This window comes from Nocardioides soli (assembly GCF_014191495.1).
GTDB classification, from domain to species: domain Bacteria; phylum Actinomycetota; class Actinomycetes; order Propionibacteriales; family Nocardioidaceae; genus Nocardioides; species Nocardioides soli.
In genome coordinates, this window is sequence record NZ_JACHWR010000002.1 from 1,139,366 (window position 1) to 1,153,113 (window position 13,748).

Below are 13,748 nucleotides of genomic sequence, written 5' to 3' on the forward strand. Positions count from 1 at the left end.
ATGCTCACCCGGACCCGACACGTCTACCAGTCAAAGCTGGTTGACCCCGACACCGAATGGACCCGCCGCAGGCTCCAGATCCTGCTGGGGGCCGTGGCCGTCGTCGTCCTCGCCATGGCAGCGGGGGCCGTGTGGTCGGTGGTCAGCATGCTCACCGACCACACGGCCGGCGACGGAACCGGGTCCGATTCGGCACAGCCCGCCCAGGACCAGCTCGCCGACAAGCAGCTGCCCGACGCGCCCTTGGAGGCCGCACAGCCCGGAAGCCTGTCCTCGGGCGAGACCGGCACCCTCCAGATCCCGGCACCGATGGAGGTGGGGGAGGTCGGTGTTGCGACCGGGTTCCCGCACACGCCGGAGGGCGCCCTGGCTCAGCTGGCCGCGATCGACACGACCGCGTTGACCTCGGCGTCGGTTCGAGTGGCCCAGGAGGTCATCACTGCGTGGGCCGCCCCTGGTGGCCCGACGGCCGAGAGCTGGTCGGGTGTGCGGGGCCTGGCCGCACTCCTGGAGTCGGCCGGAATGCCCTCGGAGGCTCAGAACACGATCACGATCGGCGCAGAGCCTAAGATGGGTTTCATCAAGGGCACGGTCGGTGACGACTTCGTCATTCCGTGCATCGACTTCATCATCACCGCCACCACCGCGTCAGGCCAGCCGCAGCAGGTCGCGGCCGGCGACTGCCAGCGCATGGTGTGGCAGGACGGCCGGTGGGTGATCGGCGAGGGCGAGGAGCCGGCACCGGCACCGTCCCTGTGGCCCGGTTCCCAGGCCTCCTTCGACGCCGGCTACCAGTGGCTGGAGGTGCCCCAGTCATGAGCTCAGTCATGAGCACGCAGACCGTTGCGGGCATCGTCCCCATGATCGATCTCAACCCCTTGGACTGGCTTGGGGACAAGGCCAAGGAGGGCCTGGCCGACGGGTTCACGTCGATGATGATGTCGATCTGGTCGGGCGCATTGTGGCTGCTCAAGACCGCCTTCGGACTGATCGACAACTTCACCCCCAACGTCGCCGACCCCGACCTGGCCAAGCTGTACTCGGTCACCTTGTGGATCGCCCTGGTGATCGCCCTGGTGATGGCGTTCGGCCAGATCGGCCTCGCGATCATCCGGCAGGACGGCCGTGGGTTCGGCACCCTGGCAGCCGGGGCGGTCCAGTACGGCGTCGTCCTGTCCTGCTGGATCACCGTGAGCGCTGGGTTCATCGCAGCCGCCTCCGGGCTGACCAAGGGCATCTTGGACACGCTGCTCGGTGTCGACAGCTTCTCCGGCTACGCGGCAGGCGACGGGTTCGTTGACCGCGTCTCGGGCACGACACAGGCAGCCACGCTCGGGATCTGTGCGCTGTTCATCCTGATCCCAGCGTCTTTCGGTCACATGGTGATCATGATGGTGCGCTCGGCGGCGCTGCTGATCCTGGTGGCCACCATGCCCATGGCTGCCGCGGGAGCGCTGTCGGAGGGCACGAAGTCGTGGATGTGGAAGTCGATCCGCTGGTTCTTGGCCTGTGTGCTGATGGAGCCGCTGCTGGCGCTGATGGTGGGAATGGGCACGCAGTTCGCCTGGGCCGGCATGCCCGACGGTGAGGAGCAGAGCCCCGCTGAGACGGTGCTGCACTTCTCCTCGACGTCGGAGAACATCGGCATGTCCGTGGTCGGGTCGATCATCATGTTGGTGGCCTGTTTCATGCCGCTGGTGTTGTTCCGGCTGCTGGCCTTCGTCGACCCCGGCACCGCTTCGGGTGCCTCGTTCCGGTCGACGATGCACGCCAACGGCGGCGTCGCCGGCCTGTTGAAGGGCAAGGGCGCCGGCGCCCAGGCGTCTGGCTCTGGTGCTGCCAGCGAGACCGCCTCGGACGGACGCACTACTTCAGAGAACGGTGCTGAGGCTGAGACCGCGAACCGGTTCCAGTCCTCGGGGTTCAAGAAGTTCGGCGGCAAGGTCGGCGGGGTCGTTGGCGGCGCCATGGAGAAGACCGGGAAGGTCGCCCAGGCCGGCGCCTCGATGAGCGTCGACGTGCTCGGCCAGTCCGGCATCGGCAACCAGGGCTACTACCCGACCGACCACACCCCCAAGCAGAAGCAGCAGGGACAGCAGAGGCAGAAGCTCCGGCCCCTCAACGACACCAACGGCGACGGCGTCGCCAACGACATTCCACCCGAGGCCCAGGCCGCAGTTGAGGACGGAGCGTTCGCATGAGTGTCTACGGAGCATCCGCGACCCGTGACCGGCAGGCCTGGCTCTTCGGGCTCACCGGCCCCCAGTTCTTCATGGTGCTGGCCGCCGGGTTCCCGACCTGGATGGCGATCGCCATCGGGCAGTGGCTCGTACTGCTCGGCCTCGTCCCGATGTGGGGCGTGGTTGCGCTACTGACCTGCCTACCGATCCGAGGCCACTCAGCCTTCCAATGGATCGGCGTCCTGTTTCGGCACCTGACCGGGGCAGCGTTCGGCTGGTCCCGGTTCCAGTCCAAGGCCGCCGCCGGCGACCTCGACCTCGGGGACGCAGACGACGATGAGGACGACGGCGACGCGGGCGAGGCGGACCTCCCCGGCATCCTGTCCGGCATCCAGATCCACGACGGCCCGCCGATGACCGGACAGACCGCACGCCCGGCGATCATCCAGAACCACGCAACCCGCACGTGGGCGGCCACCGCGCGGGTCGTCCACCCCGGAATCGGGATGAGCGACGACGCAGATCGGTTCCGCATGGGCGCCGGCCTGACCGAGATGATGGAGGCCGCGACCGCCGGCAACCAGATCGACCTGGTCGTCGTTCAGGTCCGCACCATCCCCGACGACGGCACCGAGCGCGACGAGTGGGTGCGTCACAACGCGCGCCCCGACGAGCCCGAGGTTTCAGCCCGGGTCAACGCCCAGCTGGAGTCGATGACCGCCGGCGCGGCCGTGCGCCGCGAGGCCTTCGTTACCGTGGTGGTTCGCGAGGACGTCATCAACAAGGACGCCAAGCGCGCTGGGCGAGGCGTGATGGGTCGCGCACGCATCCTGTACTCGGTGCTGGCCGAGGTGGAAGCCCGACTGACTGGGTCGATCGGCTGCACGCGGGTGAACTGGCTCGACAGCTCCGAGCTCGCAGTGGCGATCCGGACCGGCTTCGAGCCCGGTGATGCGCCCGCGCTCGCGGACGCGGCGATCCACCACCGCGAAGACCCGGCGATCACAGCAGGTGTCCCGCTTGGCGCCGCCGGTCCGACGAACGCGTCGACCGCGCTGCGGTCCTACCGGCACGGGGAGTGGGAGTCGATCTCCTCCACAATCCTGCTGCCCCGCAAGGGTGCCCGGATGGGTGCGTTGGCGCGGGTGCTGGTGCCGTCCCAGCCGGGCGAGCGGCGCGCGCTGACGGTGTTCTACCGGCCGGTCTCGCAGCAGGCGGCCGACCGGGCCACCGGCCAGGCGCAGATGTCGGCGGTGATGGCCGGCACGCTGCGCGAGAAGGCCGGCAAGGTCGAGCGGGCCAAGGACCGACAGTCGGTGGGCAAGCTGCACGAGCGCGACGAGAGGCTCGAGATGGGTCGCTCACTGGTCAAGGTGTCCTCGGCGGTCTCGGTCACGGTTCCGGCGGGGTGGAACATCCAGGACTTCGGCCGCCGTCTCGACGCCTCGATCCGTATCAGCGGCTTCACCCCACTCCCTCTGGACGGGGCACACGACGCGGCCTTCGCCGTGTCCGCGATCCCGCTGGGGGCAGGCCTGCCGAAGAAGCGCCGCTAACCCGAGAAGCGCGCAGACCCGGCCCGGCCTGAACAGCCCGGTCGTCAGATGTCCGATTTGGCGGCCGCGCTGTTGCTTCTCCAGGCATGGAGCACCAATCCGCCCTGCCGAAGGAGACACCTGTGATATCGACGCAATCGAGGAACCGCTCGGACCTGGGCGCGGCGGGACCGCCGCTGGTTGGTCGCCTGCACGCGATGGCGATCACGCACCCCTCGCCGCGCGTGACGACGGGGGAGTGGTGAGCGTGGCGGCGACCAAGACCCGCGCTCGTGGTGGCTCGAAGACCTCGCGGCCGTCGTCGCGGACGATCGACGACCTGCTGTCGGACTTCGGGACCACGATGCCGCGCAAGGCGGCTCCGGTCGCGGATCCCCCGACCGAGAAGCTGTTCCCCGGTTCGGTCAAGCCCAACGGCGTACGCCGGATGGGGCATGGGTGGGCGGCCACGATGCCGCCGCTGGCCGGCTATCAGATGACCTCGGAGGAGACCCCGGCCCTGTGGCCTCTGATCTCCGGTGACGGGCTCCCGCCGTCGGGTGCCGAGATGGGATACGACGTCCTCTCGGGCGGCAAGTTCTACTGCGACCCGATGGGCTGGGTGCTCGACGACTCGATCCCGGTCACCAACCCCAACATCTTCATCTTCGGCAAGCCGGGTCGAGGGAAGTCCGCGACCGTCAAGGCGTTCATGCTCCGGATGATCCGATACGGCTACCGGTCCCTGGTACTCGGCGACGTCAAGGACGAGTACGAGGACCTCGCCCGGTTCCTCGGCGTCGACCCGTTCCGCATCGGCCCCGGTCTCGCGGGCCGGATCAACCCACTCGACCTCGGCCCGCTCGGCGTGGACTGGGAGAAGCAGACTCGCGAGGAGCAGCACCGCCGCGCGAACGTGATCTTCAACCGCTGGCTGTTCCTGATCCGGGGTCTGATTGGCTCCCAGGGCGTGACGTTCACCCCGACCGAGGAGCGGGTCATCAACAAGGTGCTGCGGCACCTGACCGGCTGGTCTGTTGGCGCCTCCCGGCTCAAGCCGGTCACCATTCCGCAGGTGTGGGCAGCACTGGACTCGCCCACGAAAGACCTGGTCGCGGACTGCCGCTACGCCACCGAGCAGGATTTCTACGACGGCACCCGGCCGCTGCGCGACGCGCTGGGTGCTCTGTGCGAGGGATCGCTGCAGGGCATGTTCGACACTGAGTCGACCTTCAACCCCGACTGGCGTGCACCGATCCAGACGCTGTCGCTGCGCTCGCTTCACGAGACCGGCAACAAGGTCGCCGTGGGCATCGCGCTGATGTGCCTCAACTCCTGGGGTCAGGGCATGCGGGAGACCGCATCGGCAGGTGATCGGCGGATCGTGCTCCGAGACGAGGCGTGGCTGCAGACCCGGCTGTCGCTGGACGCGGTCATGGCGCTGGACGCCAACCTGCGGCTTTCCCGCACCGAGGGCGACATCCAGCTGGTGACCTACCACAAGCCGTCCGACCCGCTCTCGGCCGGCGACGAGGGCAGCCAGGCCGCTCAGATCGCCAAGGACCTGCTCAACCTCTCCGACGTGCGGATCTTGATGGGTCAGGACGAGTCGGTCGCCGACGAGCTCGGCCGTCTGATGGGGCTCTCGGAGATGCAGCAGTCCGTGATCACGAACTGGGCGATGCAGGAGAAGGGCCGCGCCCTGTGGATGGTCGGCGACCAGCGGTACAAGGTGCAGACGCTGCTCACGCCTCTCGAAAGGCGGCTCACGTACACCAACGACGCGATCGACCCGGCTCTTTAGAAGTTCCCATGAATATTGACGGTTTTGACGCGAACTTGAGCACGCTCGGTGCTCTAAGCGTACTTGGATGCTCAGGTTCACGGAACTCGTGCATCTGTGGGGCAGAACCCTCCGGAGGGTGGGCAGCCGCGATAGGCCGACCGAGGTGTGGCACTCGGCGTCCGGTTGGTCAGGTGGCCGAGTCGGCCGAGACGGAGCCAGACCCTTGGACTCAGCGGGCGAAGGTCAGTAGCGCTGCGGCGACGATGACCAAGAGCGCGGTGACTAGTGCCTCCAGACGGTGCTGTCGTACCAGATGTCGTCCCTCACGCTTGATGTGCCACAGGGTGTCCGTGGGCATCGGTGGCGGGTGGGCGACCGCCTCGTTGAGCCTGGCGCGGAAGTCGTCGAGGTCCATGTGTGGACCTTCGTCGGTGTTGTTCATCGTCTCGTGCCTCCATGGTTTACCGCGGCCCAGCCGTCGCCGGGCCTCTACCTATATAGACGTGGCGAGTTGGAGTCACGTTGGCATGCAGATCGCAAAGCCGCTGTCGGTGCGAAGTTCCGGCCGGCGGCTGTCGGCTGCGTGGGATGCGCGGACTGTCCGATCGCGGGCGGGAGGCGCCGTCACCGTGCGGCTTGCCCAACCCGCATTGTCGGCGACGCGGACGCGCCGAGCTCGGGTCCATGGGCTGATCGCAGCGAACTCGAGCTTCCACGTGGGGGCACGGGGGGTGGTGTGTCCATGCAACCGGTGATCGTGGTCGATCCGTCCGGCTCATTCGGTTTCGGGGTGAGCCTTTGGAAACTGTGTGAGCGCGCCGTGCACGGTAAGGTCGGGGTGCTCGACGGTCTTGAGGTAGCGGGTGGCTCCGGCGACGCTCAGGCCGAAGAGGTCGCAGAGGCGGCGTACGTCGCCGCCGTTGGCGCGGATCTCGTGGAGGATGCGGTCTTCGCGCAGGGCCTGGGGTCGGAACGCGGTGTCCTTCCACGGGTAGGCCCGGCCGACCGGGACGAGCCGGGGTGCGGTGCGGCGGTTGATGAGCAGGTGCGGGTTGGCGCTGCTCGGCCAGGTCTGGTTGCGGTAGTCCAGCCAGGCCGAGAGGCGGGTCCGTACCGGTGCGGCGAGCGGGATGTCGCGACCGTCCAGTTCCATCCGACCGTCGCTGATGTCGGTCAACCGGAGCTCGCGGAGCTGTTTGCCGGTCAGGGCATGGAACGCCACCAGGGCAACGGACAGCGCGACCGCGGGGTTAGGCGAGTGCAGCTCGGCCCGGATCAGCGCGGTGTCCATCGGCAGCGGGATGGTGGTGGCGATCGGTGCGGTCTGGAATCCCTTCATCGGGTCGGCGAAGACGAGCCGGCGACCCTTGAGGATCTTGAACAGCGACTTCAGACCGTTTTCTGCGAAGTGGCGCCGGGTGTTGTCGACCGGGAGCGTGGCGAGGGCGTCACGGATGTCGTCTTGGGTGATCTCGGCGAAGGTCCGCTTCCCGGCTTCGACCCAGGTCTGCACGACCGGAGCGATGCCCAGGATGTGCAGTCGCACCGTGGCCGGATCGCGGGGGATCTGACGGGGCTGCTGCCGAGAGCCGCCGAGCATGATCTGCAGCCACAGCTGGAGGTGCTCGCGCATCACGGGTGGCAGTTGGCCGGTGGCGATGAACTTGGCGTTGAAGTACCGCTCGGCCAGGGTGGGGACGTCCTCGACAAGCAGCCCGGCTTCGGCGAGCACGTCGAGGGTGGAGGAGATGGTGCCGTCGTAGCGGCGCAGCGCCACAACGTCGCTGGCCAGGATCTTCGCGGTCGAGGTCGGACGCAGAGTCTGCAGCACCCGCAGAGACCGGATGACGGCGTTGCGTTGACGAACGCTCCAGCCGTACCGGTCGGCGTGGGCGTTGACGACGCCCGCGCAGTAGCGGGTCAACTCGCTGTCCTCGTCCAGCACACGTCGTCGGACCACCTCGGGATCCGGCGCGATGTCGAACAGCGTCAGCTGCACCCAGGCCTGGTCGTCGAACCGGGTGCCGGGCTGGTACGGCAGCCGGTTCTTGTACCGGCTCCTGGCAGGTCGTCGGGGCTCGGCTGGTGGCATCGGCCATGCGCGCCGCTTGAACAGCATGTTGGCGAAGAACAGCTGCTGGCTGTGGCGGTTGGCCGCCGCGACGTCGGGGCCGCGGCCGGGTTCTTGCACCATCCGCGCCTGCTCGAGGCACAGCCGGCAGGCCTGGGTATCGCTGACGCGGGTCTGGCGGCGGCAGTAGCGGCAGGTCCCTTCCGGGTTGTGGGTGTCCCACCACCGACACGACGAACATGTCCAGTTGCGCGAGGGGTAGACACCCCACGCGAAGCATCCCTTGCAGGCGCCGACGTGCTCGGGGCTGCGGGGGTGACAGCGCAGGCACATGCCCTGGCTGAAGTACTCGTCGCGGCTCCCGCAGCGCACGCACGGCGGCGGTGCGAACGGTCCGCCGGGCAGGCACTCGTAGCAGAAGTCGACTCGGGGCTTGGTCCACGCGACCCGGCTGGCCTGGCAGCGGTTGCATTTCGGTGGGACCCGCAGCGCCGCGTTCGGTCCAGGTGCGGGCACGACAACCTCACCAACGTCCCAACCGCGATCCGGGTGGTGGCCGGGTCCTACAGCGGGGGCCGCGAACGCGGCTTCCCAAACCGCGGCGCCACCACCGGCCCGCCGCCATCGCCGCCCTTGCCACCCTTACCGCCGTTGCCATCGGGGTCGTCGTCGCCGCCACCGTTGCCGTTGGCGACATCCGTGGCTCGGGGGCGACGGGCTGCGACCTTGTCGGGTTCGAGGCTCATCAAATCGTTGGGGGTGCACTCCAGCACCGCGCAGAGCACGTCGAGCTCTTCGAGTCGCATCGTGGGTGGGGTTCCGGCCCACCAGGACGACATCTTGCCGGCGGAGATCTCGAGCCCGGCATCGGCGAGCATCCGGCGCATCTGGGCCGACTTCCAGATCCCTCGTTCGGCGGCACGCAGCCGCAGGTTCCATTGCATCAGCTCGTCCCTACCTTCCCTGAAAGCCGTTGAGTCCGTTGGTGGCGAACCGGACTTCGAGGCGCTGGTTGGAGGCGTCCCAGGCCCGTTCGATCTGCTCGGCGCGGACGTGCACGTACCCGGATGTAGTGGCCAACCAGAGATGACCCAAGAGCTCCTGGAGGGCCTTGATGTCCATCCCGGCGGCATACAGCGACGAGGCGCAGTAGTGGCGCAGCACGTGTGGTGTCATCCGTCCCGTCCAGGCCGGCAGCGACTGCTCGACCTGGATCCCGAGGGCCCGTCGCAGCGCGTTGTCACCGACGCGGCCGCATCGGTCGAGGTCACGGTCGAATCGTTCCGAGGGCAGCAGCGGCGCGTCCGGGTCGGCGAAGTCGTGGCCGTACTGGGGACGGATCTCGGCCATCCACCAGTCCATCAACTGGTCGACGCCGTTGATCGCGGGCACCAGGCGCTGCTTGGGGCCGCTGCCGCGGCTGCCCTTGCCGTACCGGACGTGGAGCTTACCGTAGCTGCCCAGGTCGGGGCGCCAGTCGCGGATGTCGAGCTTGACGGTCTCGTTGATCCGCAGACCAACGCGGCGCCACAGCGAGGCGGCGAAGTAGTCCCGTGCGGCCGGCAGGTACTTGCGTGCGTGGGTCACCGAGTCCCGCCAGGCGGTGAAGAGCGCATCGACTTCCTCATCGGAGGGCGGCACCCGGACCTTGCCCAGCGAGGCTCCGTGCTGGCGGTTGAACTCATCGATCGGCTGCTCAACCTGGACGCCGGTCGTGCGGCGGATGACTCCGTCGTAGCGGGCGATGACGAACTCGTAGAACACCGACAGCGTGCCGGCCTTGCCGGCCCGGGTGGACACCGTGTGCCCGCGACGGCGTTGCTCGGCCAAGAACGAGTCGGCGTCAGCGAAGGTCGCCTCCCACAGCGGACCGGTCAATGTTCGGGCGAACTCGATGATCACCGCCCGGGTCCGCCGCACGTGTCCATCGCTCAGTCCCGCCGCGGCCATCGCGAGCGCGTACTGGTCGACGATCTCCTGCTCGAAGTCCGCGACCGCGTGAGCACCTGTCAGTACCGGATCCTCGCCGCTGCCGCCCGGGAGCGCGACAAGTCCCATCACCCATCACCTTCAACGGAGGCGGCCATGCGTCGACGCTACCAGCAAATCGTCAGGCACAGTGACAGTTCATCAATTGTTCGCCGAAGCGGCGCTGAACTGACGCCACCTGCCCAAACGCGAATCCCGTCCGCGAATCAGGCCAACGAACCTGAGCGGATGGGGATTGTGACCTGAATGTTCGCCGGATTTCTGACGGTCTCGCGCCGAACTCGCACACGCTCGGCGTCCGCCTGAGGAGGTCGTAGTCGTGAAGAAGGGCATCCTCCTCGGCCTGCCGCTGGTGCTCATCGCTCCGCTGATGCTGCTCATGCTGGGCATGGGGAGCGCGAACATCGAGGCGGTCCGCGCGGCATGCGCCACCACGACCAACTCAACCGCGGGCGGATCCTTCGGGATCGGCACGCTGAACTGGCGCGGCGCTTCGCACTACAAGAAGAATCCCCACCCCGGCGAGCGGCCCTACAGCGAGCGTGTGCCGAACATGGTGACCAAGATCGGCGCCTCAGGGGCCTCGATCATCGGGTTCCAGGAGTTCGAGCCGCCGCAGGCTGAGGCCTTCCTCGAGGCCACTGACGGGGCGTGGAAGATCGTGGCGGGCAAGCGCCGAGGGCACTCATCCCCCGCGGACGCGATCGCTTATCAGCCCTCGGCCTGGAACGTCGACGAGGTCCGCTACGTCTCGATCAGGTACGGCGGCCCAATGATCCAGGTCCCTCTGGTGCGGTTCACCTCCACTTCAGGACTCGGGTCGATCTGGGTGCTCAACGCCCACAACCCCGCCAACGCGGTCGGCGGCTCGGACGCGATGCGCGATGCCGCCGTCCGCGCCGAGGCCGAGGCGTTGGGGGAACTGCAAGCCGCCGAGCCGAGCACGCCGCTGTTCCTCGTCGGCGACATGAACGACAAGGCCCGGTTCAAGCGCCTGTTCCTGTCGGTGGCCGGTCCGGGCTGGTCGGCCGCCAACCCCAGCGACCAGCAGATCGACTGGATCATGGGCAGCCCTGTCGTCACCTTCTCAGGGACCGTGGTCGACCGGAGCACCAACGACAGGGCGCACAAGTACACCGACCACCCGTTCGTTCACACCACCGCCCAGCTGGCCGGCTCTACGCCGCGCCAGCCGGGAGGCAGCGCCGACCTTGGTGTGATGCCGACCGGCATCACGGCCACGCCCGGTGGGCCGGTCCGCGGTCAGGTCCTGGTCGCGAACGCCAACATCAAGACCCGCGGTGGCTTCAACCCCGGTGTCCGCGCCCTCGCCGGCCCGTCGCCGGACTTCATCACGCTCAACGAGGTCGAGGACGTGCCGCTGTCGCAGATGCGTTCGGCCGCGCCCGGCTACGACGCCTACCGCGAGAAGCCGCCGGCCGGCCCGGATGCGGGGCAGGCCATGGGAAGCGCGATCATGTGGCGCGCGGATACCTGGACGATGCTCGACGGTGGCCGCGTCAAGATCGTCGACGACGACCACACCGTGTTCAAGGGCACGAACAAGCTGTGGGACCGGTTCGCCGCCTGGGGCATCTTCCTGCGCTCCGACGGCGCGGTCGTCTCGGTCATCGCGGTCCACCACATGACGAACGTCTATCGGTTCCCCCGCCAGTGGGGGAACCCGTCGATGAGCCGCGCCGAACAGTACGGACTCGGCATGGACTACCTGACCGGCCTGGTCGGCGTCCTGGCCCCGTACGGGGCGGTGCTGGTGGGTGGCGACATGAACTCCCACCCCAACGACGGACCCAACGCGGCCGCGCCACGAATGGCGGCGGCCGGCTACCGGTACACCAAGGACTCCGGCGTCATTTACAACTTCTACGCCGCCCCCGTGGAAGTCACCAAGACCTGGGAGATCAGCAAGGCCGCCGTCCACTCCGATCACCCCGCGTTGTTCACACGCATGGCCATGAATGGTGCCGGTCCCGGCACGAACGCACCCCCCGGCACCCAGCCGGGCGCGACCAGGCCGGCCGGCTGCCCACCGTGCCCGACCTCCGGGAACCTCGGCACACTGCTCCAGCCGGTCGCTGCGATCGGCAACATCGAGGCCGGCAAGGTTGCGGCCTCGGCCGCCTACCAGGCCGGCTTCCGCGGGGAGGACCTGGTCACCGCGGTGGCCATCGCCCGGGTGGAGTCGACCTGGGATCCGGAGGCCACCAACGGGAGCCACTTCGGGTTGTGGCAGATCTCCGTGCAGCACAAGGGCAAGGTGCCCGGCTGGAACACGCAGGCCGACATCTTCGACCCGCTCCTCAACGCCCGCTACGCCTTCGCGCTCTACTCCGCTCGACCCGGGTCGGGTGAGGCCAAGTTCGCCGACTGGATCCCCTTCGAGAAGACCGACTACCACCAGTTCCTCGACGTCGCCCGCCAGGCGGTCGCCGCAACCGGCGCAGGCACCAACAACGTTGCTGGGAACGTCGGCAACACCGGCTGCACCGCCTCGCCGATCCAGGTCGCCGGTGAGCTCTCGGCCGCACTCAAGGCCCGCCTCGACGCCATGATGGACACCTCCAACGGCCTCTGCGGGCTGTCGTGGACCAGCGGTGCTCCCTGCACCTACGACAACCAGTGCCCCAAGGTCGTCGACGCGCTCTACGGCGGCCCTGGCGTCGGCCGGGGCTACGGAAACGGGCAGGACGTCGCCGAAGGCATCATTAACGCCGGACTGGCCCAGTCCCACGGGACAGGCCTCGACCCGCTCCCGCCCGTGGGCGCCGTGGTCTCCTACAACACCGGCAACGGCGTCGGCCACGTGGCGATCTACGTGGGCGGCGGCAAGATCTTCGGCAACGACTACGGCTGTAGCGCGAACGGCGTCTATGGCTGCGTCGGGTTCGCCGACGTCCACACCCCCGGTGGCTCGGTCACCTGGGCCCTGCCCAAGCAGGCGTTTGACCTGGGCGGGGTGCCGGCGGCGGTCGCGTAAGCCGGGACGGGAGACGGGCGATGGCAGCGGAAGTCGAAATTCAGTCGCGCTGGTGTGTCCGATCGGCGCCGTTCTGGGTTGCCTTTCCAAGCATGGACGTACGGATCGGCACCACAGTCGACGGCCGGGCCGCCGGGTTCGCAACCAGTAGCGCCCGGCCGCTGCTGCTGGTCGGCGACGTCGGCCGAGGCAAGACCACCACCGCGCGCTACCTCACCCGGTGGTGGCTGGCGAACACCCGGCGGCATACCCACGTGTACGCCCAAGCACCCAGCGAATGGGCAGACCTGCGCTGCGAGCCCGAGCACCCCGACCAGCTGGAGGACCCGGTCGGCCGCGACTGCCGTCCGGGAGCCTGTCTGGTCGTGGTCGACGACATGGACCTGCTCGACGACAGCCGCATCTCCTTCCTGCCGCTGGGAAGAGCGCGGACGATCCTGACCTCTCACGGCGGCAACAGCCTGGCCGGTCGCGCGCTGCTCGACAGCGAAGTCGACTGCCTGGGCCTGGTCCGACCCGATCACGCCGACCCGGCCGAGGCCGCCGTACTGGACGGGCAGGGGCGCTTGGACTGGCCGATCGGCACTGTCGCGGTCATCCCGGATCAGCGGGGGCCGATGGACTTCCCGTGTCACCGCTGGCAGGCACCGGCCGGTGCCTGGGCGGTGGCGGGGGCGGTGGGGCGATGAGCATGGAGCGTTCCCGGCGCGCCCGGTTCACGAACGTCGCCCCGACGGCGGGCGAGTTCACGGTGGCCGTCCTCCTGGCCGGGCTCTTCTTCTTCCTGATCACGCCGCTGGTCGTCCAGGGCGGTGTCGCGTGGGCCACCTCAGGGGGCTTCGCGCTGCCGAACGGGCACCTTCTGGACGCCTACGCCGGGCTGTTGCACGGTCACTTCGGTGCGGGCCTGCACCGCGGCGTCGCCGACGCTCTGCCGTCGGATGCCGTGATATGGGTGCTGACGCTCCTCGGCGAGGTCCTGGTGCTCGGAGCCGCCGTCGTCCTCGGCATGTGGATGCGCGACCTGACCGCCGGCACCGGCTCCCGGCACGGTCTGGCAACCCCGACGCAGGCCGCGGAGGCCCTCGGGGTGCCGCGACTGCGCAAGAGCGCCGCGGTGATCCGACCCGACCTCTACGCCCGCTCCGGGCGCCGAACCCCGGTCGGCAGCAAGTAGCCGACAGCCAAT

Annotated in this window: 11 protein-coding genes; 7 read left to right on the plus strand and 4 right to left on the minus strand. The window is 68.7% G+C overall.

Annotated features, from left to right (window positions below; all coding sequences use genetic code 11):
• The 4 genes from FHU40_RS15845 to FHU40_RS15860 all read left to right on the plus strand — a co-directional run bounded on the left by FHU40_RS15845 (position 1) and on the right by FHU40_RS15860 (position 5,519).
• Positions 1-819 carry a hypothetical protein gene (locus tag FHU40_RS15845; RefSeq protein ID WP_183593241.1) on the plus strand — a complete coding sequence of 273 codons (819 nt, stop codon included), beginning with the start codon at positions 1-3 and terminating at the stop codon, positions 817-819.
• On the plus strand, positions 756-2,201 hold the full coding sequence (locus FHU40_RS15850; RefSeq protein WP_343057887.1) for a hypothetical protein: 1,446 nt from the start codon (positions 756-758) through the stop codon (positions 2,199-2,201). The genes FHU40_RS15845 and FHU40_RS15850 overlap by 64 nt, the downstream gene beginning before the upstream one ends.
• Positions 2,198-3,736, plus strand: coding sequence for an SCO6880 family protein (locus tag FHU40_RS15855; RefSeq protein WP_183593242.1), 1,539 nt, complete (start codon positions 2,198-2,200; stop codon positions 3,734-3,736). The genes FHU40_RS15850 and FHU40_RS15855 overlap by 4 nt, the downstream gene beginning before the upstream one ends.
• A gap of 247 nt (positions 3,737-3,983) precedes the next feature.
• On the plus strand, positions 3,984-5,519 hold the full coding sequence (locus FHU40_RS15860) for an ATP-binding protein (RefSeq protein WP_183593243.1): 1,536 nt from the start codon (positions 3,984-3,986) through the stop codon (positions 5,517-5,519).
• Between the two features lie 211 nt (positions 5,520-5,730).
• Here FHU40_RS15860 and FHU40_RS15865 read toward each other — a convergent pair whose 3' ends face one another.
• From FHU40_RS15865 to FHU40_RS15880, 4 genes are all read right to left on the minus strand, one after another.
• Entirely contained in the window at positions 5,731-5,943 is a 213-nt protein-coding gene (locus FHU40_RS15865) for a hypothetical protein (RefSeq protein ID WP_183593244.1), read from the minus strand.
• A gap of 333 nt (positions 5,944-6,276) precedes the next feature.
• Positions 6,277-8,088, minus strand: a complete 1,812-nt coding sequence (locus tag FHU40_RS15870) for a hypothetical protein (RefSeq protein WP_183593245.1) — start codon at positions 8,086-8,088, stop codon at positions 6,277-6,279.
• Between the two features lie 47 nt (positions 8,089-8,135).
• Positions 8,136-8,516 (minus strand): helix-turn-helix domain-containing protein, encoded by a 381-nt coding sequence (locus FHU40_RS15875; RefSeq protein ID WP_183593246.1) that lies wholly within the window; start codon positions 8,514-8,516, stop codon positions 8,136-8,138.
• Positions 8,517-8,526: 10 nt separating this feature from the next.
• The gene (locus FHU40_RS15880) at positions 8,527-9,630 is read right to left on the minus strand and encodes a tyrosine-type recombinase/integrase (RefSeq protein ID WP_183593247.1); all 1,104 of its coding nucleotides are present in this window, start codon (positions 9,628-9,630) and stop codon (positions 8,527-8,529) included.
• A 250-nt stretch (positions 9,631-9,880) separates the two neighbouring features.
• Here FHU40_RS15880 and FHU40_RS15885 point away from each other — a divergent pair, with 250 nt between their 5' ends.
• From FHU40_RS15885 to FHU40_RS28345, 3 genes are all read left to right on the plus strand, one after another.
• Complete coding sequence (locus FHU40_RS15885; protein ID WP_183593248.1) at positions 9,881-12,559, plus strand: endonuclease/exonuclease/phosphatase family protein; 2,679 nt, start codon at positions 9,881-9,883, stop codon at positions 12,557-12,559.
• 92 nt (positions 12,560-12,651) lie between these two features.
• Positions 12,652-13,248, plus strand: a complete 597-nt coding sequence (locus FHU40_RS28340) for an ATP-binding protein (protein WP_246390617.1) — start codon at positions 12,652-12,654, stop codon at positions 13,246-13,248.
• The gene (locus FHU40_RS28345; protein WP_246390618.1) at positions 13,245-13,736 is read left to right on the plus strand and encodes a hypothetical protein; all 492 of its coding nucleotides are present in this window, start codon (positions 13,245-13,247) and stop codon (positions 13,734-13,736) included. The genes FHU40_RS28340 and FHU40_RS28345 overlap by 4 nt, the downstream gene beginning before the upstream one ends.
• Positions 13,737-13,748 lie beyond the last annotated feature (12 nt).